18 protein-coding genes are annotated in these 20116 nt (G+C 73.2%); 12 read left to right on the top strand and 6 right to left on the bottom strand.

Features of this window, described 5'->3' with window-relative positions; translation table 11 throughout:
- Positions 1–20 precede the first annotated feature (20 nt).
- The 7 genes from LG324_RS13395 (at position 21) to LG324_RS13365 (ending at position 4804) form a co-directional block, all read left to right on the top strand.
- The gene (locus tag LG324_RS13395) at positions 21–1127 is read left to right on the top strand and encodes a ferrochelatase (RefSeq protein WP_404348625.1); all 1107 of its coding nucleotides are present in this window, start codon (positions 21–23) and stop codon (positions 1125–1127) included.
- Positions 1127–1993: an inositol monophosphatase family protein gene (locus LG324_RS13390; RefSeq protein WP_404348623.1), complete on the top strand. Its 867-nt coding sequence runs from the start codon at positions 1127–1129 to the stop codon at positions 1991–1993. The genes LG324_RS13395 and LG324_RS13390 overlap by 1 nt, the downstream gene beginning before the upstream one ends.
- A 160-nt stretch (positions 1994–2153) precedes the next feature.
- Positions 2154–2453, top strand: coding sequence for a DUF4193 domain-containing protein (locus LG324_RS13385; RefSeq protein WP_030528991.1), 300 nt, complete (start codon positions 2154–2156; stop codon positions 2451–2453).
- Positions 2454–2485: 32 nt separating this feature from the next.
- Positions 2486–2938, top strand: a complete 453-nt coding sequence (gene dut / locus LG324_RS13380; protein ID WP_242525613.1) for a dUTP diphosphatase — start codon at positions 2486–2488, stop codon at positions 2936–2938.
- A 35-nt stretch (positions 2939–2973) separates the two neighbouring features.
- The gene (locus tag LG324_RS13375) at positions 2974–3717 is read left to right on the top strand and encodes a DUF3710 domain-containing protein (RefSeq protein ID WP_404348619.1); all 744 of its coding nucleotides are present in this window, start codon (positions 2974–2976) and stop codon (positions 3715–3717) included.
- A complete protein-coding gene (locus LG324_RS13370) occupies positions 3717–4076 on the top strand; it encodes an OB-fold nucleic acid binding domain-containing protein (protein WP_030528994.1) in 360 nt (119 codons plus the stop codon). The genes LG324_RS13375 and LG324_RS13370 overlap by 1 nt, the downstream gene beginning before the upstream one ends.
- Positions 4073–4804, top strand: a complete 732-nt coding sequence (locus tag LG324_RS13365) for a DUF3159 domain-containing protein (RefSeq protein WP_051750615.1) — start codon at positions 4073–4075, stop codon at positions 4802–4804. The genes LG324_RS13370 and LG324_RS13365 overlap by 4 nt, the downstream gene beginning before the upstream one ends.
- A gap of 28 nt (positions 4805–4832) precedes the next feature.
- Here the strand turns inward: LG324_RS13365 and LG324_RS13360 are convergent, their stop codons facing one another.
- Positions 4833–5525: a TrkA family potassium uptake protein gene (locus LG324_RS13360; protein WP_030528996.1), complete on the bottom strand. Its 693-nt coding sequence runs from the start codon at positions 5523–5525 to the stop codon at positions 4833–4835.
- A 17-nt stretch (positions 5526–5542) separates the two neighbouring features.
- Entirely contained in the window at positions 5543–6205 is a 663-nt protein-coding gene (locus tag LG324_RS13355; protein ID WP_404348616.1) for a potassium channel family protein, read from the bottom strand.
- An 88-nt stretch (positions 6206–6293) separates the two neighbouring features.
- Between LG324_RS13355 and LG324_RS13350 the strand changes: the two genes are divergently transcribed.
- The 4 genes from LG324_RS13350 to LG324_RS13335 all read left to right on the top strand — a co-directional run bounded on the left by LG324_RS13350 (position 6294) and on the right by LG324_RS13335 (position 13363).
- Positions 6294–8300, top strand: a complete 2007-nt coding sequence (locus LG324_RS13350; RefSeq protein WP_404348614.1) for an APC family permease — start codon at positions 6294–6296, stop codon at positions 8298–8300.
- The gene (locus tag LG324_RS13345) at positions 8300–9595 is read left to right on the top strand and encodes a class I SAM-dependent RNA methyltransferase (protein WP_404348611.1); all 1296 of its coding nucleotides are present in this window, start codon (positions 8300–8302) and stop codon (positions 9593–9595) included. The genes LG324_RS13350 and LG324_RS13345 overlap by 1 nt, the downstream gene beginning before the upstream one ends.
- Complete coding sequence (locus LG324_RS13340; RefSeq protein WP_404348609.1) at positions 9592–10437, top strand: alpha/beta hydrolase family protein; 846 nt, start codon at positions 9592–9594, stop codon at positions 10435–10437. Before LG324_RS13345 ends, LG324_RS13340 begins: the two co-directional genes overlap by 4 nt.
- 145 nt (positions 10438–10582) lie before the next feature.
- Positions 10583–13363 (top strand): aconitate hydratase, encoded by a 2781-nt coding sequence (locus LG324_RS13335; protein ID WP_404348606.1) that lies wholly within the window; start codon positions 10583–10585, stop codon positions 13361–13363.
- A gap of 85 nt (positions 13364–13448) precedes the next feature.
- Here the strand turns inward: LG324_RS13335 and LG324_RS13330 are convergent, their stop codons facing one another.
- From LG324_RS13330 to LG324_RS13315, 4 genes are read right to left on the bottom strand one after another with little or no spacing between them, the layout of a single operon-like run.
- The gene (locus tag LG324_RS13330) at positions 13449–14387 is read right to left on the bottom strand and encodes a carbohydrate ABC transporter permease (RefSeq protein ID WP_404348604.1); all 939 of its coding nucleotides are present in this window, start codon (positions 14385–14387) and stop codon (positions 13449–13451) included.
- Positions 14384–15544, bottom strand: a complete 1161-nt coding sequence (locus LG324_RS13325) for a carbohydrate ABC transporter permease (RefSeq protein WP_404348601.1) — start codon at positions 15542–15544, stop codon at positions 14384–14386. The genes LG324_RS13330 and LG324_RS13325 overlap by 4 nt, the downstream gene beginning before the upstream one ends.
- Positions 15541–16791 carry an extracellular solute-binding protein gene (locus tag LG324_RS13320; RefSeq protein WP_404348599.1) on the bottom strand — a complete coding sequence of 417 codons (1251 nt, stop codon included), beginning with the start codon at positions 16789–16791 and terminating at the stop codon, positions 15541–15543. Before LG324_RS13320 ends, LG324_RS13325 begins: the two co-directional genes overlap by 4 nt.
- Before the next feature lie 41 nt (positions 16792–16832).
- Entirely contained in the window at positions 16833–17852 is a 1020-nt protein-coding gene (locus LG324_RS13315; RefSeq protein WP_207021652.1) for a LacI family DNA-binding transcriptional regulator, read from the bottom strand.
- Between the two features lie 92 nt (positions 17853–17944).
- Here LG324_RS13315 and LG324_RS13310 point away from each other — a divergent pair, with 92 nt between their 5' ends.
- Positions 17945–20053: a glycogen debranching N-terminal domain-containing protein gene (locus tag LG324_RS13310; RefSeq protein WP_404348597.1), complete on the top strand. Its 2109-nt coding sequence runs from the start codon at positions 17945–17947 to the stop codon at positions 20051–20053.
- The last annotated feature ends 63 nt before the right edge of the window (positions 20054–20116 follow it).

Here is a 20116-nt window from a genome sequence, read left to right as displayed (position 1 = left end):
TGCCCCGATAACCTCGTGCCATGACCGCTGCGACCGGCGACCTCGCCCCCTACGACGTCGTCCTGCTGGGCTCCTTCGGCGGCCCCGAGTCCGAGGACGAGGTGATGCCGTTCCTGCGCCGGGTCACCGCCGGCCGCAACATCCCCGACGAGCGCCTCGTCGCCGTCGGCGAGCACTACTACGCGCGGGGCGGCCGCAGCCCCATCAACGACCTCAACCGCGACCTCCTCGCCCGGCTGCGCGCCGAGCTCGAGCGCCGCGGAATCGACGTCCCCGTCGTCTGGGGCAACCGCAACTCCGAGCCGTTCTTCGCCGACGCCCTCCACGAGGCCCTCGACGGTGGCGCGACGCGGGTCGTCTCGCTCTTCACGAGCGCCTACTCCTGCTACTCCTCGTGCCGGCAGTACCGCGAGGACCTCGCGAGCGCGATGGAGCAGGTCGGCCCGGCCGGTGACGGGCTCGCCGTCGACAAGGTGCGCCAGTACGTCCACCACCCGCGGCTCGGCGCCGCGTGGGCGCGGGCGCTCGCCACGGCGCTGCGCGGCCTCGACGACCCGGCCGCCGCGCGCATCCTCTACGTGACGCACTCGATCCCGCTCGCGATGGACGACACCTCCGGGCCGGGCGACGGCGAGGGCAACCTCTACACCGACCAGCACCTGCGCCTCGGCCGGCGCCTCGACGAGGTCGTCGGCGCCGAGCTCGGCGTCGAGCTGCGTGGCGAGCTCGTCTTCTGCTCGCGCTCCGGGCCGCCGAGCCAGCCGTGGCTCGAGCCCGACGTCAACGACCGCATCGAGGAGCTCGCCGCCGAGTCGAGCGCCCCGGTCGTCTGCGTCCCCATCGGTTTCGTCTCCGACCACATGGAGGTCGTCCACGACCTCGACACCGAGGCCGCCGAGACCGCCGAGCGGGTCGGGGTGCCGTTCGTGCGGGTGCCCACGCCGCACGCCGACGACGAGTTCGTCGAGGGCCTCGTCGACCTCCTCCTCGAGCGCGCGGCCGAGGCGCGCGGCGAGGTCGTCGTCCCCGAGTCCTGGCTGCCCGGCGACGTCCGGCCGTCGACGTGCGCGCCCGGCTGCTGCCCGAACCTGCGGATGGCCAAGCCGGCCCTGTGCGGCAGCGACTGATGCTCCCCGACGTCCCCGCCGGGCTCGACCTCGCGCAGCTCGAGGACGTCGCCTGCCGCGTGGCCCGCGAGGCCGGGCGGCTCGTGCGCGACGAGCGCCCCGACGACCTCGGCTTCAGCACGAAGTCGACGGGCACCGACGTCGTGACCGAGATGGACCAGCGCAGCCAGGAGCTGTTGCTGCACCGGCTCGGCGCGCTGCGCCCGGACGACGCCGTGCTCGGCGAGGAGGAGGGCGGCCGCGAGGGGACGAGCGGGGTCACGTGGGTCGTCGACCCCATCGACGGGACGACGAACTACCTCTACGGCGTGCCGGCGTACGCGGTGTCGGTCGCGGCCGTCGTCGGCGACCCGACCCGGCCCGGGCACTGGCGCAGCGTCGCGGGCGCGGTGCTCGACCCCGAGCGCGACGAGCTGCACCACGCCCGCCTCGGTGGCGGCGCCTGGCTGACGACGGCCGCCGGCACCCGCCGCCTGCGCGCCCGTGGCACGACCGACCTCGCGCTCGCGCTCGTCGGCACCGGCTTCGGGTACGACGCCGCCGTGCGCGCCCGGCAGGCGGCCGTCCTCGCCGAGGTCCTCCCGCGGGTGCGCGACGTCCGCCGGCACGGCAGCGCGGCCCTCGACCTGTGCGCCGTCGCGACCGGTCGGCTCGACGGCTACTACGAGAGCGGGCTCAACGCCTGGGACCGCGCCGCCGGCGAGCTCGTCGCCCGCGAGGCCGGCGCGGTCGTCGGCGGGAGCGTCGACGACGTCGCCTCGCGCGACCTCACGTGGGCCGCGGCGCCGGCCCTCGCGGACGCCCTCGCGGCCCTCGTCCGGCCCCTCACGACCGAGCACGTCGGGAGCCTCGGGCAGCCCGGCTGACCGGGCGCAGGGACGACCCTGCACCGGGGGATGGACCCGCGTGGCGGGGGTATCCGGCGATGGTGCACAATCTGGCGCGCACGATCGTCCCACCGGGCACAAAGACGCCTCTCCGTGCGTTGTCCGGGCCGATCGGCACGACGAAGGGTGGAACACCAGCATGGCAACCGACTACGACGCACCTCGCAAGACCGAGGAGGACGTCTCCGAGGACTCGATCGAAGAGCTGAAGAACCGGCGCGTCGACTCCCGGTCCTCGAGCGTGGACGTCGACGAGACCGAGCAGGCCGAGGGCTTCGAGCTGCCCGGCGCCGACCTCTCCGGCGAGGAGCTCTCGGTGCGGGTCCTCCCGCGCCAGGCGGACGAGTTCACCTGCTCGCAGTGCTTCCTCGTCCACCACCGCAGCCAGCTCGCGAGCGACGCGAAGGGCGTCCTCGTCTGCCGCGACTGCGCGGCCTGAGCACCGCCGCACCCGTGGGAGGCCCGACCCGCGTGCCCGTCGCCGTCCGGCGGCTGCACGAGGACGCCGTCCTCCCGCGCTACAGCACCGACGGGGATGCCGGGGCCGACCTCAGCAGCGTCGCCGAGGTGACCCTGGCACCCGGGGAGCGGGCGCTGGTCCCGACCGGGATCGCGCTCGCGCTGCCGCCGGGGACCGTGGGGCTGGTGCACCCCCGCTCGGGCCTCGCGGCCCGGCACGGCGTGAGCATCGTCAACGCCCCGGGCACCGTCGACTCCGGCTACCGCGGCGAGGTGCTGGTCAACCTGGTCAACCTCGACCCGACCGAGAGCTTCACGGTGCGGGTCGGCGACCGGATCGCCCAGCTCGTCGTCCAGGAGTACCTCCACGCCGACTTCTCGGCCACCGATTCGCTTCCCGGCAGCGCCCGGGGAGAGACTGGACACGGGTCCACCGGGGGCTTCGGCTCCACCGACACCCCCTGACCCACCGACCATCACACGTTTCGAGGACCACCGCCGTGAGCATCTTCCGCAGGAGCAAGCGCACCGAGACCGAGCCGGCGTCCGCGCCGGAGGTCGAGGACGCCACCGCCGTCGAGGACGAGGGCACCGAGGCCGCGCCGGAGGACGACGCGGCCGACCGCACGAGCGGCCCCTACGACGTCAGCGAGGTCGACGGGCGCGACGGTCGCCTCGACCTCGGCGCCCTCTGGGTGCGCGGCGTCCCCGGGATGGAGCTGCGCCTCGAGGTCGACCAGGAGACGCAGGTCGTCAACGCGGCGACCGCGGTGTTCGGCGAGTCCGCCCTCCAGGTCCAGGCCTTCGCGGCGCCGCGCACCGAGGGCCTGTGGGCCGACATCCGCCGCGAGATCGCGATGTCCGTCGAGCGGCAGGGCGGCACCGTCGAGGAGGTCCCGAGCGAGCTCGGCACGCGGCTGCGGACGCGGCTGCCCTCGGCCGGCCCGGACGGGCGCACCGTCTTCGCGCCCGCGACCTTCGTCGGCGTCGACGGCCCCCGCTGGTTCCTGCGCGGCGTCCTCTCCGGGCGCGCGGCCATCGACGACGAGGCGGCCGAGCCGCTGCTCGAGGTGCTCCGCGAGCTCGTCGTCGTCCGTGGCACCGACCCGATGGCCCCGCGCGAGCTGCTGCCCCTGCGCCTGCCGCAGGACGAGCCGGCGGCGGCCGCCGACGAGGCCGACGACGACGCGCCCGCGACGCTCGACCCCTTCGAGCGCGGGCCCGAGATCACCGAGGTGCGCTGATGACCCTCCGTGAGCGCCTGCGCGACCTCTCGCGCACGCCGCTGGAGCAGGACGCCGACGAGCTGCAGCAGCAGTCGGCCTCCGAGGGCGGCGACGACCTGTCGGCCCTGGCCCCCCGCTTCTCCGCGTGCGTGTGCGGCTCGGTCCGCGCCGTGACGCTGCCCCCGCGCCGCAGCGTGCCCGCCCTCGTCGCCGAGGTGTGGGACGGCAAGGGCGCGGTCAACCTCGTGTGGGTGGGCCGGCGCTCCATCGGCGGCATCGAGCCCGGGACATTCGTGCGGGCCCGCGGTCGGGTCACGACGGTCCGCGGGGTGCAGACGATCTTCAACCCCGCCTACGAGATCCTCCCGAAGCAGTGAGCGCGGCCCACCCCGCGCCCGCGGCCGAGACGGTCGAGGCGCTGATCCGCCACCGCCTCTCGGTGGCGCTCGGCGGGTGGCGCGGGTCGGTCGAGACGGCGCTGCCGACCCTCGTCTTCGTCGTCGCGTGGTCGGTGAGCGACCACGACGTCACGGTCGCGGCCGTCGCCGCCGTCGCGGTGGCCCTCGTGCTCGCGGTGCTCCGGCTCGTCCAGCGCTCGTCCCTGCAGCACGTCGGCGGGGCGGTGTTCGCCACGGCGATCGCCGCGTTCTTCGCGCTGCGCTCCGGGGAGGCGCAGGACGCGTTCCTGCCCGGCATCCTCACGAGCGTCGGCTTCCTCGTCGCGACGCTGGTCTCCATCGTCACCCGCTGGCCCGCGGTCGGCTTCATCGTCGGCGCCGGCGACCCGCGGGCCGCCGAGGACCCGTTCGGCTGGCGCCGCGACGCCGGGATGGTCCGCGTCTGCATCCGGCTCACGTGGGTGCTCGTCGCGATGTACGTCGTCCGGGTCGCCGTCATGGTGCCGCTCTACCTCGACGAGCGGGTCACGCTGCTCGGCGTCGCCAAGGTCGCGCTCGGCTGGCCGCTCTGGGTGGCCGGCATCGCCGTCATGGGCTGGCTGCTCGTCTCCGGCCACACCCCGCTCGAGCCCGGCCGCGGGCCCGCCGCCGACGACGCCGACGCGAGCGACGACGCGGACGAGCCGCTGACCGGCCGCGACGCCTGACGTCGCGTCGCCCGAACCGGCTTGCGGCTCAGCCCTCCTCGTCGTCCTCGCGCTTCTGGCGACGGCCGGGGGAGAGCAGCGACTCGAGGTCGGACTCGGCCTCCGGGGTCGTGACGAAGAGGAGCTCGTCGAGCGGCTCGAGGGCGTCGTCGCGGCTCGGGGCGATGGGGTGCCCGTCGCGGATGATGCCGGTGAGGACGGTGTCGGCGGGGAAGGGCACGTCGCCGACCCGGGCGCCGGCGTAGGGGCTGCCGAGCGGCAGGGTCATCTCGACCATCATCGCGCGGCCCTGCTGGAACTCGAAGATGCGCACGAGGTCGCCGACGCTCACGGCCTCCTCGACGAGCGCGGTCATCAGGCGCGGGGTGGAGACGGCGACGTCGACGCCCCAGGCCTCGTCGAACATCCACTCGTTCTTCGGGTTGTTGACGCGGGCGACGGTGCGGGGGACGCCGAACTCGGACTTGGCGAGCAGCGACAGCACGAGGTTGACCTTGTCGTCACCGGTCGCGGCGACGACGACGTCGCACTCGGCGAGGCCGGCCTCGGAGAGGGTGTCGATCTCGCAGGCGTCGGCCTGCAGCCAGCTGGCGTCCGGGACCTTGGACACCCGCTCGCCGTCGGCCTCACGGTCGACGAGGAGCACCGAGTGTCCGTTGCGGATGAGCTCGCGGGCGATGGACCGCCCGACGGAGCCCGCCCCGGCGATGACGACGCGCATGGAGGAGCCTTTCGGGGTCAGTGGGAGGGGGGCGGCGCGTCGAGGACGCGCTCGGCGGTCGCGAGGTGCTCGCGGAGCAGAGCGAGGTGCACGAGGTCGCCCTCCTGGTACACGGTGTCGGCGCCGGGGATGATTCCGTCGCCGAGCCGGGTCACGTAGGCCAGCCGGCCCTCGGTGGCCGTCTCGACCTCGGTGTAGCGGCGGCCGATCCACGACGCCGCCACCGGGATCTCGGCGATGACGACGTGCCCCGACGGGTCGGTGAACTCGGGGACGTGACCCTGGGGGAGCAGGCGGCGGAGCATCTGGTCGCTCGTCCACTTGACGGTGGCGACGGTGGGGATGCCCAGGCGCTGGTAGATCTCGGCACGACCGGGGTCGTAGATGCGGGCGACGACGTTCTCGACGCCGAACTTCTCGCGGGCCACGCGCGCGGCGAGGATGTTCGAGTTGTCACCGCTGGAGACCGCGGCGAACGCGTAGGCGTTGTCGATGCCGGCGGCCCGCAGGGTGTCGCGGTCGAAGCCGACGCCGGTGACCGTGCGGCCCTCGAAGGAGGTCCCGAGGCGCCGGAAGGCGCTCTCGTCCTGGTCGACGACGGCGACCTCGTGGCCGGCGCGTTCGAGGGCCCGGGCGAGGGAGGCGCCGACACGGCCGCAGCCCATGATCACGAAGTGCACGACAGGGACGCTACTACGCGCCCGCAGCGGACGGACCGCAGTCCGGGACGTGCACGCGCCGTGCGCGCTTCTGCCTACAGTTGTCCTCGTGTCAACACCCGGACGTCTCGTCAAGCGCGTCATCCTCGGGCGGGCGATGCGCAGTGACCGTCTCGGCGAGACGCTCCTGCCGAAGAAGCTCGCCCTGCCGGTCTTCGCGAGCGACGCACTGTCGTCGGTGGCCTACGCCCCCGACGAGATCCTGCTCACCCTCGGGCTCGCGGGCGGCACGCTCGCGCTGACCCAGTCGTGGAAGATCGCGCTCGTCGTCGTCTTCGTCATGGCGATCGTCATCATGAGCTACCGGCAGAACGTCCACGCCTACCCCAGCGGCGGCGGCGACTACGAGGTGGCGAGCGTCAACCTCGGGCCGCGGGCCGGCCTGACGGTGGCGAGCGCGCTGCTCGTCGACTACGTGCTGACCGTGGCGGTGTCGGTCTCGTCGGGCGTCCAGAACGCCGCAGCGGCCTTCGGCTTCGTCCGCGGGCACGAGGCGGTCGTCGCGGTGCTCATCATCGTCGCGCTCACCGCGATGAACCTCCGGGGTGTGCGCGAGTCCGGGACGGCGTTCGCCATCCCCACCTACCTCTTCATGGCCAGCGTGCTCGGCATGGCCGCGTTCGGCTTCTTCCGCAAGGTCTCCGGCGACCTGCCGCTGGCCGAGAGCGCGTCGCTGACGCTGCGTGCCGAGAGCGGTTTCGAGGAGCTCGGCACCGTCGCGATGGCCTTCCTCCTGCTGCGCGCGTTCTCGTCCGGCTGTGCGGCGCTGACCGGGGTCGAGGCCATCTCGAACGGCGTGCCCGCCTTCAAGAAGCCCAAGAGCCGCAACGCCGCGACGACCCTCCTGCTCATGGGCGTCGTCTCGGTGACGATGCTCATGTCGATGATCACGCTGGCCTCGTGGACCGGCGTCCACTACGCCGACGACGAGGCCAACCAGCTGCTGCGCGACGGCGTGCCGGTCGGTGACGACTACGTCCAGGACACCGTCATGGGCCAGGTGTCCAAGGCCGTCTTCTCCGACTTCCACCTCGGCGTGGTCGTCGTCTCGATCGTCACCGGCCTCATCCTCGTGCTCGCCGCGAACACGGCCTTCAACGGCTTCCCGGTGCTCGGCTCGATCCTCGCCCGTGACGGCTTCCTGCCGCGCCAGCTGCACACCCGCGGCGACCGCCTCGCGTTCTCCAACGGCATCCTCATCCTCGCCGGCGCGGCGGCGGCCCTCGTCGTCGTCTTCAACGCCGACGTCACCCGGCTCATCCAGCTCTACATCGTCGGCGTGTTCGTGTCGTTCACGCTGTCGCAGATCGGGATGGTGCGGCACTGGAACCGGTACCTGCGCGTCGAGAAGGACCCCGCGTCCCGGGCCCGGATGATGCGCAGCCGCGTCATCAACGGCGTCGGCGCGGCGATGTCCGGCACCGTGCTCGTCGTCGTGCTCCTCACGAAGTTCACGCACGGCGCCGGCTACGCGATCGCGGCGATGGCGGTCCTGTTCTTCCTCATGCTCGCGATCCGCAAGCACTACGACCACGTCCGCGACGAGCTGAGCGTCGAGGAGCGCGACACCAAGGCGCAGATGCTGCCCTCGCGCGTGCACGCCATCGTCCTCGTCGCGAAGATCCACAAGCCGACGCTGCGCGCGCTGGCGTACGCGCGGGCGACCCGCCCGTCCGTGCTCGAGGCGATCACCGTCTCGGTCGACCCCGACGAGACCAAGGGCCTGCAGCAGGAGTGGGACCGGCGCGACATCCCGGTGCCGCTCAAGGCCCTCGACAGCCCGTACCGCGAGATCACCCGTCCGGTGCTCGACTACGTCAGGTCGATCCGCACCGACAACCCGCGCGACATCGTCGTCGTCTACATCCCGCAGTACGTCGTCGGGCACTGGTGGGAGCAGATCCTCCACAACCAGAGCGCCCTGCGGCTGCGCACCCGGCTGCTCTTCACGCCCGGGGTCATGGTGTCGTCCGTGCCGTGGCAGCTCGCGTCGTCCGAGGGCGCCGAGGAGCGGATGGACGGCCCGGTGGCGGGCGACGTCCGCCGCGGCGAGTGATGGCGGAGCACCCCGAGGGGCTCGCGGTCGGCGACGAGGTCGAGGTCGACGTCACGGCCTTCGCCCACGGCGGGCACTCGATCGCGCGCGCCGACGGCCAGGTCCTCTTCGTCCGCCACACGCTGCCCGGTGAGCGGGTGCGGGCGCGGGTGACCGAGACCGGGTCCGGCGGTCGCTTCGTGCGCGCCGACGCGGTCGAGGTGCTCGACGCCTCCCCGGACCGCGTCGTGCCGCCGTGCCCGTGGAGCGGTCCCGGCCGGTGCGGTGGCTGCGACCTCCAGCACGTCGCGCTCGAGGCGCAGCGGCGGCTCAAGGCCGGTGTCGTCCGCGAGCAGATGAGCCGCCTCGCCGGGCTCGAGGTCGACGTCGACGTCGAGCCGGTGCCCGGTGACGACGGCGGGCTGGACTGGCGCACCCGCGTCGAGTTCGCCGTCGACGCCGAGGGCCGGGCGGGCCTGCGCCGGCACCGCTCGCACGAGGTCGTGCCGGTCGACCACTGCCGCATCGCCGCCCCCGGGGTCGACGCCCTGCGCGTCACGGAGCGCACCTGGCCGGGCGCCGAGCTCGTCGACGTCGTGGCGCCCTCGGTCGGGGCGCCCGTGGCCGTCGAGGTGCCCGGCGGGCCGGTGCCGGACGTCGTGGAGCGGGTCGAGGTGCCGGCCGCCGACGGCCGCCCGGGGTTCGTGCACGACTTCTCCGTCTCGGCCCGTGGCTTCTGGCAGGTGCACCCCGGCGCCCCCGCGACGTTCCTCACCGCGGTCCTCGACGGGCTGCGGGTGCGCCCGGGGGAGCGGGCGCTCGACCTGTACTGCGGTGTCGGGCTGTTCGCCGCCGCGCTGTCCGAGGCGGTCGGCCCGGACGGGCAGGTCGTCGCGGTCGAGGCCGACCGCGACGCCGTCGCCCGGGCGACCGAGGGGCTCGGGGCCGCGGGCAACGTCGCCGTGGTCGGTGCGCGGGTCGACGACGCCTTCGGGCTCGCGCGGACCGACCGCCGGCGGGGTGCGGCGCGCGGCCGCGGCCGTCGTCCGGCGCGCTCGCCCCTGCTGCCGCAGCGCGCCGACGTCGTCGTCCTCGACCCGCCGCGCACCGGGGCCGGCCCGGCCGTCGTCGGGGCCGTCGCCGACCTCGCGCCGCGGGCCGTCGCCTACGTCGCGTGCGACCCCGCGGCGCTCGCCCGCGACACCGCGGCCCTGCTCGCCCGCGGCTACCGGCTCGTCTCGCTGCGGGCCTTCGACGCCTTCCCGATGACCCACCACGTCGAGTGCGTCGCGATCTTCGAGCCCGCGACGGCGTGACGGGGCGGCCGGGCCGGCGCGTCGTCGTCACGGCGGCGCTCGGGGTGCCGTTCCTCGCGACGGGCTGCTCGACGTCGACGACCGGCGGCGACGACGCTCCGCAGGGCCCGGCGCCCGAGCGCATCGCCTACGGACCGCACGAGGCCCAGTACGCCGAGCTCACGCGGCCGACCGGTGCCTCGCGCGGTGTCGTCGTCGTGCTCCACGGCGGGTTCTGGCTGGCCGAGTACGACGTCTCGCTCGCCCGCCCCCTCGCCGCCGACCTCGTGCGGCGGGGCTGGACGGCGCTCGCGGTCGAGTACCGCCGGGTCGGCGACGGCGGCGGCGTGCCCGCGACCCTCGACGACGTCTCGGCGGCCCTCGACCTCCTCGCCGGCCGGGGCCTCGCCGACGGCCCGGTCGTCACGCTCGGCCACTCCGCGGGCGGTCAGCTCGCCGTCTGGGCGGCGGCCCGGCAGCGGCTCGAGCGCTGGCGCGACGCGCAGGTGGTCCCGACGCACGTCGTGTCGCAGGCCGGCGTCCTCGACCTGCGGACCGCCGCCGACGAGGACCTCGGCGGGGGAGCGGTGCCGGGGTTCCTCGGCGGCACGCCGCAAGAGCGGCCGGAGGCCTACGCCTGGGCCGACCCCGTCGCGCTCGCGCCGGTCGAGGCGCCGGTCTGGTGCGTCCACGGCCCGGACGACGGCACGGTCCCGATCGCCCAGTCGCAGGCGTACGTCCGGGCGGCGCTCGCGGCCGGGGGAGCGGCGACGCTCATCGAGGTGCCCGGCGACCACCTCGACCAGGTCGACACCGGCTCGGACGCGTGGGCCCGCACGGTGGCCGTGCTCGACGGCCTCTGAGCAGCCGGATGCTCCCGCGCGCGGCCGCGCGACACCCGGGGGGCGGGCATAGGCTCGACGCCACCGACCCGGTGTGGTTAGATATCTTGACGTCAAGATAAATAGCGGGTCCGTGCGACGACGCAACGACCCGGAAGGAGACCCGGTGGCCAGCACGAACAGCTTCGACGCCCACGGCACGCTCGAGGTGGGCGAGAAGTCCTACGACATCTACCGGCTGTCGACGGTCGAGGGCAGCGAGTCCCTCCCGTACAGCCTCAAGGTCCTCCTCGAGAACCTCCTGCGGACCGAGGACGGCGCCAACATCACCGCGGACCACATCCGCGCGCTCGGCGGCTGGGACGAGAACGCCCAGCCCGACACCGAGATCCAGTTCACCCCGGCCCGCGTCATCATGCAGGACTTCACCGGGGTGCCCTGCGTCGTCGACCTCGCGACGATGCGCGAGGCGATGAAGGACCTCGGCGGCGACGCCTCGAAGATCAACCCGCTCGCCCCGGCCGAGCTCGTCATCGACCACTCCGTCCAGATCGACGTCTTCGGTCGCGCCGACGCCTTCGAGCGCAACGTCGAGATCGAGTACCAGCGCAACGGCGAGCGCTACAAGTTCCTCCGCTGGGGCCAGACCGCGTTCGACGACTTCAAGGTCGTCCCCCCGGGCACCGGCATCGTCCACCAGGTCAACATCGAGCACCTGGCCCGCACGGTCATGGTGCGCGACGGCGTCGCCTACCCCGACACCTGCGTCGGCACCGACAGCCACACGACGATGGTCAACGGCCTCGGCGTCCTCGGCTGGGGCGTCGGCGGCATCGAGGCCGAGGCCGCGATGCTCGGCCAGCCCGTCTCGATGCTCATCCCGCGCGTCGTCGGCTTCAAGCTGACCGGTGAGATGAACCCCGGCGTCACCGCCACCGACGTCGTCCTCACGATCACCGACCTGCTGCGCAAGCACGGCGTCGTCGGGAAGTTCGTCGAGTTCTACGGCGCCGGCGTCACGGCCCTCCCGCTCGCCAACCGCGCGACGATCGGCAACATGAGCCCCGAGTTCGGCTCCACCTGCGCGATCTTCCCGATCGACGACGTCACGCTCGAGTACCTGCGCCTGACCGGCCGCGCCGAGGACGACGTCGCCCTCGTCGAGGCGTACGCGAAGGAGCAGGGCCTCTGGCTCGACCCGGCCGCCGAGCCGCGCTTCTCCGAGAAGCTCGAGCTCGACCTCACGACGGTCGTCCCCTCGATCGCCGGCCCGAAGCGCCCCCAGGACCGCATCGAGCTGACCCAGGCCAAGAGCGCCTTCCGCGAGGTGCTGCCGACCTACGTCGCACACGAGGAGGGCTCCGACGGCGAGGCCTCGTCCTTCCCGGCGTCCGACCCGACCCCGCAGGGCAGCCCCGACGGGCAGAACGGCGGCGAGGCCCCGGCCCACGAGGGCTCGGCCTCCGGACGCCCGAGCCGTCGCGTGCCGGTCACGCTCTCGGACGGCACGAGCTTCGAGATCGACCACGGCATCGTCTCGATCGCCTCGATCACCTCGTGCACGAACACCTCGAACCCGTCGGTGATGATCGCCGCCGCGCTCCTTGCGAAGAACGCGGTCGAGCGCGGGCTCACCGCGAAGCCGTGGGTCAAGACCTCGATGGCGCCCGGCTCCAAGGTGGTCACCGGCTACTACGAGGCCGCGGGCCTCTGGCCCTACCTCGAGAAGCTCGGCTTCCACCTCGTCGGCTACGGCTGCGCGACGTGCATCGGCAACTCCGGCCCGCTCGCCGAGGAGATCTCGGCGGCCATCCAGGAGAACGACCTCGCCGTCACGGCGGTGCTCTCGGGCAACCGCAACTTCGAGGGCCGGATCAACCCGGACGTCAAGATGAACTACCTCGCGAGCCCGCCGCTCGTCATCGCCTACGCCCTCGCCGGGACGATGGACTTCGACTTCGAGTCCGACGCCCTCGGCCGGGACACCGACGGCACCGACGTGTTCCTGCGCGACCTGTGGCCCGCCCCGGCCGACGTCGAGGAGACCATCCGCGGTGCGATCACCCGCGACCTGTTCGAGCAGGACTACGCCGACGTCTTCGCCGGCGACGAGCGCTGGCGATCGCTGCCGACGCCCGAGGGTGACACCTTCGCCTGGGACGCCGACTCGACCTACGTCCGCAAGCCCCCGTACTTCGAGGGCATGCAGATGGAGCCGTCGCCGGTCACCGACATCACCGGGGCGCGCGTGCTCGCCAAGCTCGGCGACTCCGTGACGACCGACCACATCAGCCCGGCCGGCTCCATCAAGGGCGACAGCCCCGCGGGTCGCTACCTCGCCGAGCACGGCATCGAGCGCAAGGACTTCAACTCCTACGGCTCGCGACGTGGCAACCACGAGGTGATGATCCGCGGCACCTTCGCGAACATCCGCCTGCGCAACCAGCTGCTCGACGGCGTCGAGGGCGGCTTCACCCGCAACTTCCTCGCCGGTGGCGAGCAGACGTCGATCTACGACGCGTCGGCCGCCTACCAGGAGGCCGGGGTGCCGCTCGTCGTCCTCGCGGGCAAGGAGTACGGCTCCGGGTCCTCGCGCGACTGGGCCGCCAAGGGCACCGCGCTGCTCGGCGTCAAGGCGGTCGTCGCCGAGTCGTACGAGCGGATCCACCGCTCGAACCTCATCGGGATGGGTGTCCTGCCGCTGCAGTACCCGCAGGGCGAGAACGCCGAGTCGCTCGGTCTCACGGGCACGGAGACGTTCTCGGTCACCGGGATCGAGGCGCTCAACGACGGTACGACGCCGCGCACGGTGTCGGTCGTCGCGACCGCCGAGGACGGCACGGAGACCTCGTTCGACGCGGTCGTCCGCATCGACACCCCCGGCGAGGCGGACTACTACCGCAACGGTGGCATCCTCCAGTACGTGCTGCGGAGCCTCGTGCGCTGACGCCCGCGACACCCGAACGCGCCGCCCCGGACCTCACCGACCGGGGCGGCGCGCTCGTCTCCTCGCGGGGTCGCCGCGAGGGGTCTCAGCCCTTCTCGGCGCCCGCGTTCGCGCCCTGCGTGAAGTAGCGCTGGAACACGGCGAAGATGATCGCCGAGGGGATCGTCATGAGCAGCGCGGCCGCCATCGAGATGGGGTACTGGTTGCCCGAGCCCAGGCCGCCCGAGGTCAGCTGGCCGACGCCGCGGGTGAGGGTGAAGAGGTTCGGGTCGTTCGTGGCGATGATGAAGTGCGCCAGCTCGTTCCACGACCCCTGGAAGGACAGGATCGTCAGGGTGATGACCGCCGGACGAGCCATCGGGAGGACGACCGACCAGAAGATGCGGAAGGTGCTCGCACCGTCGATGCGGGCCGCCTCCTCGACGGACGGCGGGATCGACTCGAAGAACTGCTTCATGATGAACACGCCGGCGGCGTCGACGAGCAGCGGGACGATGAGCGCCGGGTAGGTGTTGTAGATCCCGAGGTAGTTGAGCACGAGGAACTTCGGGATGAGCAGCACGATGCCCGGCACCGCGAGCACGGCGAGGATCGCGGTGAACACGGCGTCCCGGCCGCGGAACTTCAGTCGCGCGAGGGCGTACCCGGCGAGCGAGTTGAAGAACACCCGACCGATCGTCACGCACACCGTGACGATGACCGAGTTGGTGAACCACAGCGGGAAGTCGGTCTCGGCGAGCCGCTGGAACGCCGCGGTGGTCAGGGGGTCCGGGACGATCCCGAGGGGGTTCGCGACGGCGTCGCCGTTGGTCTTGAGCGAGGTCGAGACCTGGACGACGAAGGGGTAGATGTAGACGACCGAGAACGCGACGAGCGCGAGGTAGACCGCGAGCTTCTTGCCGCGACCGCTCCGGTGGACACGAGAGGATCCACCGGCAGCGGGCGGCAGGCGCGTCCCCATCGTGGCGGTCGCCTCGGCCCGCACCTGCGGGGTCACGACGTCCGTGGGTCCGAGGTCGCTCATGCCGTCGCCTCCTTCTTCTTCGCCGCGCGCTGCTGGGCGCGCCGGGCCTTCTTCGCGGCCGCCTCGTCCTTGTCGCGCAGGACGAACCGCTGGAACGTCGTGAGCACGAAGATGAGGACGAAGAGCAGGAACGCCATCGCGGCGCCCTGGCCCCATTGCTGCTGCCCGAAGGCGGCGGTGTACGACAGGTAGGCCGGCGTGAGCGTCGTCTTCGCGGGGCCGCCCTGCGTCATGACGTACATCTGGTCGAACACCTGCCACGTGCCGATGACGCCGAGCGTCACGACGAGGAGGATGGTCGGCCGCAGGTGCGGGACGGTGACGGCCCGGAAACGCTGCCACCGGTTGGCGCCGTCGACGAGCGCGGCCTCCTCGACCTCCGTCGGCAGGTCCTGGAGGGCCGCGAGGAACATGAGCATGAAGGTGCCGGCCGTGGTCCAGACGACCTGGAGCATGATCGCCGACAATGCCACCGAGGGCCCGCTGAACCAGTCCCACAGCGACAGGCTCATCACCTGGTGGTCGGCGAGGGCCCCGGGTGGCGCGTCGATGCTCCACAGCCCGAGACCCTGGCCGGCGAGGTGGATGAGGCCGCGCGGGTCCGAGAACCACGTCGGGCCGTCGATGCCGAAGATCCCGAGGAACTGGTTGACGGCGCCCGTCCCGGTGAAGAGGAAGAGGAAGACCAGCGAGATCGCGACCGACGACACGACCGAGGGGAAGTAGAAGGCCGTGCGGAAGAACGTGCGGCCCTTGAGGAAGCGCTGGTTGACGATGACCGCCAGCCCCAGCGCGAGCACCGTCTGGAGCGGGACGACCCCGATGACGTAGTAGAAGGTGTTGCGCAGCGAGATCATGAAGTCCTGCCGCGAGAGCCCCTGCTCGGTGAGGAGCGCCTGGTAGTTCTCGGTGCCGACGAAGCCGACGCGGGACGAGAACGGGCTCCCGCGCCCCGTCCAGTCCGTGAAGGACACCCAGATCGCCATGAGGATCGGGATGACGAGGAAGAGCCCGAGGACCACGAGCGTGGGGGTGACGAACAGCCACCCGGCGGTGGACTGACGCTGCCCGTCCCCGCGGCGGCGGCGCCGCGGGGCCCGGCCGGAGCCGGTCCCCGCGGTGGTGCCGTGCTCGGCGACGGTGTCGGCGGTGCTCACTGGCCGAGCGCGGAGCCGGCGTTGGTGTCGAAGCCCTCGAGGACCTGCGGCAGGTTGGCGTCGCCGAAGCTCTCGAGCTTGGAGTTGAGGTCGGCGACGACCTGCTCGATCCCGGGCGCGTTGATCGGGCCGTGGCCGTACTCACCACCGGCGATGAACGGGGCGTCCTCGGGGAACTTGCTCTTGTACTGGTCGGCGGCCGACTGGCGGCTCGGCATGACCCCGAACGCGTCGGCGAAGGCCATCTGCTGGTCGACGGTGGTCAGCGACTTCACGAGGTCGACGGCCTGGGCCTGGGCCTTGGAGTCGGACGCGACACCCCAGCACTGGGTGAACTGCAGCGTGCCCTTGCCCGCCGGGCCGGCCGGCAGCTCGACGGTCTTGTACTTGAGGTCCGGGTAGTCGTTCTTGACGGCGCCCTTGATCCAGTTGCCCTCGATCGTCATCGCGGCCTTGCCGGTGCCGAACGCCTCACCGCCCCAGCCGGAGTCGAGCTGGTTGGACATCTTGAAGTTGCCCGCCTTGACGTTGCGCTGGACGTACTCGAGGGCGTCGGTGACCGCCGGGGTGTCGGCCGACGCGCTCTTGCCGTCCTCGGACAGCCACCAGCCGCCGTTCTGGACGACGAACGCGCCGAGGCGGTCGATGCCGACCCCGATGCCGAGGCCGACCTGGTCCTTCGTGGTCAGCTTCTTCGAGACGGCCTCCAGCTGGTCCCACGTGGTCGGGACGTCGGCGTCGGTCAGGCCGGCCTTCTCCCACGAGTCGGTGTTGATCTCGAGGGCGAGGGTCGAGAAGTCCTTGGGGGCGCAGTACTGCTTGCCCTCGTACGTGAAGGTCTGGCGCAGCGGCTCGTAGAAGTCGCTGTTGTCGGAGAGCTGGTCCGCGTACGGGTAGAGGCTGCCGTTCTTCGCGTAGTCCGCGAAGCGCGAGGCGTCCATGTAGAAGACGTCGGCGGGCTTGCCGCTGGCGAAGCCCTGGGCGAGCTGCTGGTTCATGTCGCTCGCGACGGTGACGGTGACCTTGTTGCCGGACTTCTGCGCCCAGGCGTCCGCCGCGGCCTTGACGGCGTTGGTCTCGGCGTCGCCGGAGGACGCGATGAGCATCGTCAGGTTGGCCGGGCCGCTGGCCGACGCCGGTGCGCTGGATGCGCCCTCTTCCTCGAATCCTCCTCCGCCGCAGGCGGACAGGGCCAAGGCGCCGGTGAGGGCCAGGACCAGGGCGGTGGTACGGGTCGTGCGCGTCATCGTGACTCCTTCGTCGGGGTGGTGCGCGGGGGGTGGCCGGGTCAGGCCCGGGTGCTGCGGGCGGTGGTCAGGGTCGGCCGGAGCAGCGAGCCGTGCTCCGGCGGTGGAGAGCCCTCGAGAGCGGCGCTCACGAGGTCGAGGCAGGTCTCGGCGATGGCCTCGAAGGGCTGCGCGACCGAGGTGAGGTGGTGCATCGTCGCCGTCTCGGAGCCGTCGAAGCCGACGACGCCGACGTCGCGACCGGGCTCGAGGCCGCGTCGGACCAGGGCGTGGTGGACGCCGAGGGCGAGGACGTCGGAGGCGCAGACGACGGCGTCGCCGGGGGAGAGGTGCTCGAGCAGCGCGGTGGCCGCGGCCGTGGCGTCGTCGAGGTCCTGCTCGGCGACCGCGTCGGGGCCGGCGACACCGCCGGCGTCGGCGCAGGCCCGGGCCCAGCCGCTGCGCCGGTCGTCACCGACGACCGAGCCCGCCGGCCAGCCGAGGAACGCCACGCGCTCGTAGCCCTGGTCGCGGCAGTGCCGGACGGCGTCCTCGGTGCCGGCGCCGCCGTCGACGTCGACCCAGCGGGTGAACGTCGGGTCGTCCCAGACCCGGCCGAAGGTGGCGTAGGGGATGCCCTGCTCCTCGAGCCACGGCGGGCGCGGGTCCCCGTGGTGGGTCTCGGCGAGGACGAAGGCGTCGACGAGCCGACCGGCCCACATCGAGCGGTAGCCCTCGAGCATCGGGTGCCCGGACTGCGAGCCGAAGGGCACGATGTGGCAGCCGTGGCGGGCGGCGCCGATGCTCAGGGCGGTAAGCACGGGGGCGGTGGTCGCGTTGTGGGCGCCGAGCGTGTGCAGCTCGATGCCGACGGCGCCGGCGCGACGGCTGCGCAGCGACTGGGCGGAGCTGGAGGCGCGGTAGCCGAGCTCGTCGATGGCGGCCCGCACCCGCTCGAGGGTGTCGGGGCGGACCCGCTCGGGGTTGTTGACCGCGTTGCTCACGGTCTGGCGCGACACGCCGGCGGCGCGGGCGACGTCGTGGATGGTCACGCGGTCGGCGTCGCCGGGCTGCGGGGTCATCGGTCCTCCTCGTCGAGGGTCCTGCGCCTGTGAACGTTCAAACGATCGTGACGACGGTTGATTTGAACGATCAAATGGATAGGGTCGTCACTGTGCATCGACCTGACACCGGAAGTCAAGAGGCCGCCGTCGACCCCGAGCGCTCGCGCCAGCCGTGGCTCCACGAGCTCGAGGTGGCGGTCCGGGGACCGGTGACCTGCCTGGCTGCGCGCAGCGGCGACGTCGACGCCGGGTGCGAGGGGGGCGAGGCCACCGGCCTGCTCGTCGACGACCGTCGTGTGGTGCACCGGCTCGTCCTCCGGGTCGACGGGCTCGCCCCGACCCCGGTCGTCGCGGCGAGCCGCGGCGGCTCGTCCGAGACCCTCGCCGTCGCCCGCCACCTCGGCGACCCGGGGCCCGACCCCACCGTCGAGGTCGCCCGTCACCGGGTGCTGACGGACGACGGCCTCACCGAGACCGTCGAGGTCCGCAACCGTTCGGCCGAGCCCGTGCGCTGCGTCGTCGAGCTCCTGGTCGCCGGCGACGGCGCCGACCTGCACGACATCAAGCACGGTGTGGCACAACCCCGTCCGCTGCCGGTCGCCGTGTCCGACGAGGTCGCCTCCTGGTGCGACGAACGGCACGCGGTGACCGTCCGCGGTGAGGGCGCGCAGGTGTCGGCCGACGGAGCCGACGCGTCGCTCCGGTGGTCGCTCGAGGTCCCGCCCGCGGGGGCACGGACCGTCGTCGCGGAGGTCGCCGCCCGCCGCCTCGCCACCACGGCCTTCGACGCCGACGCCGGGTCCGACGCGCTCGGCTTCGACGTCGTCCACGTCGAGGCCGACGACGCCCGGTTCTCGCGCACCGTGCAGGACGGCCTCGAGGACCTGCGCCACCTCGCGATGCGCGACCCGCTCGCCCCCGACGACGTCTTCGCCGGGGCCGGCACCCCGTGGTACCTCACCCTCTTCGGCCGCGACGCCGTGTGGGCGGCGCGGCTCTCCCTCCCGTTCGGCACCGACCTCGCCCGCGGCACGCTGCGCGCGCTCGCCCGGCGCCAGGGGCGGCACGACGACCCCGTCACCGCCGAGGCGCCCGGCAAGATCCCGCACGAGATCCGGCGCACCGCGTTCGGCAGCGAGGGAGGCATGGTGCTGCCGACGACCTACTACGGCACGGTCGACGCGACCCCGCTCTGGGTCTGCCTGCTCCACGACGCCTGGCGGTGGGGCATGGACGCCGCGGTCGTCCGCGAGCTCGCGCCCGCGCTGCACGCGGCGCTCGGCTGGATGGAGCGTGCGGCCGACGGCAGCCCCGACGGCTTCCTGCGCTACCTCGACGAGACCGGCACCGGCCTGGCCAACCAGGGCTGGAAGGACTCCGGCGACTCGATGCGCGACGCCGCCGGGCGTATCGCCGAGGGCCCGATCGCCCTCGTCGAGACGCAGGCCTACGCCGTCGAGGCGGCCCGCGCCGCGGCCGACCTGCTCGAGCAGGTGCTCGGCGCCGACGGCGGGCGCTGGCGCTCCTGGGCCGAGGCCCTCGCCGCCCGCGTCGAGACGTCGTTCTGGTCCGACACCGGGGGGCGCCGCATCCTCGCGATGGCGCTCGACGGCCACGGCGCGCCGGTCGACGGGCTCGGCAGCAACATCGGGCACGTCCTCGGCACCGGCACGCTCGGTGCGGTGGGCGAGGCGCGGGTCGCGGCGGCCCTCGCGAGCCCCGAGCTGCTCGGCCCGCTCGGCATCTCGACGCTCGCGCGCGACAACCCCGCCTTCAACCCGATCGGGTACCACACCGGCTCGGTGTGGACCCACGACACCGCGATCTGCGGCCTGGGCCTCGCGCGAGCCGGGTTCCGCGACACCGCCGCCCGGGTGGCCCGGGCCCTCGTCGACGTGTCCTCCGCGAGCGGCTACCGCTGGCCCGAGCTCTACGGCGCGGACCCCGTGCTCGGCCGTCCAGCCCCTTACCCGGCGAGCTGCCGCCCGCAGGCGTGGGCGGCGGCGAGCGCCGGCGCGCTCGTGACGACGGTCCTCGGCCTGCGCGCCGACGTGCCGGCCGGCCGGCTCCACCTCTCGCCCCTCCCGGACGCCCCGTTCGGGGCACTGAACGTGCGGGGGCTGCGCCTCGGCGACGGTCTGCTGGACGTCGAGGTCGACGCCGAGGGCCAGGTGCGTGCGGTGCGTGCGCCCGACGGCATCGACGTCGAGGTGGGCTGACCGGCGCGCAGGCCCGCTTGTTAGCGTGACCGTCCGGCCGCGGCGGGGGACAGGTCCTGCCCG

Source organism: Phycicoccus jejuensis, assembly GCF_044797865.1.
In the GTDB taxonomy this organism is placed as follows: Bacteria; Actinomycetota; Actinomycetes; order Actinomycetales; family Dermatophilaceae; genus Phycicoccus; species Phycicoccus jejuensis.
This window is presented reverse-complemented; position numbering and strand designations above follow the sequence as displayed.

What these genes read in the sequence shown, in the direction of transcription:
- LG324_RS13345 (WP_404348611.1), top strand. Translation starts at nt 8,300, where the DNA reads ATGGCGGAGCACCCCGAGGGGCTCGCGGTCGGCGACGAGGTCGAGGTC.
- LG324_RS13315 (WP_207021652.1), bottom strand. Translation starts at nt 17,852, where the DNA reads ATGACCCCGCAGCCCGGCGACGCCGACCGCGTGACCATCCACGACGTC.
- LG324_RS13370 (WP_030528994.1), top strand. Translation starts at nt 3,717, where the DNA reads ATGACCCTCCGTGAGCGCCTGCGCGACCTCTCGCGCACGCCGCTGGAG.
- LG324_RS13385 (WP_030528991.1), top strand. Translation starts at nt 2,154, where the DNA reads ATGGCAACCGACTACGACGCACCTCGCAAGACCGAGGAGGACGTCTCC.
- LG324_RS13320 (WP_404348599.1), bottom strand. Translation starts at nt 16,791, where the DNA reads ATGACGCGCACGACCCGTACCACCGCCCTGGTCCTGGCCCTCACCGGC.
- LG324_RS13390 (WP_404348623.1), top strand. Translation starts at nt 1,127, where the DNA reads ATGCTCCCCGACGTCCCCGCCGGGCTCGACCTCGCGCAGCTCGAGGAC.
- LG324_RS13330 (WP_404348604.1), bottom strand. Translation starts at nt 14,387, where the DNA reads ATGAGCGACCTCGGACCCACGGACGTCGTGACCCCGCAGGTGCGGGCC.
- LG324_RS13395 (WP_404348625.1), top strand. Translation starts at nt 21, where the DNA reads ATGACCGCTGCGACCGGCGACCTCGCCCCCTACGACGTCGTCCTGCTG.
- LG324_RS13360 (WP_030528996.1), bottom strand. Translation starts at nt 5,525, where the DNA reads ATGCGCGTCGTCATCGCCGGGGCGGGCTCCGTCGGGCGGTCCATCGCC.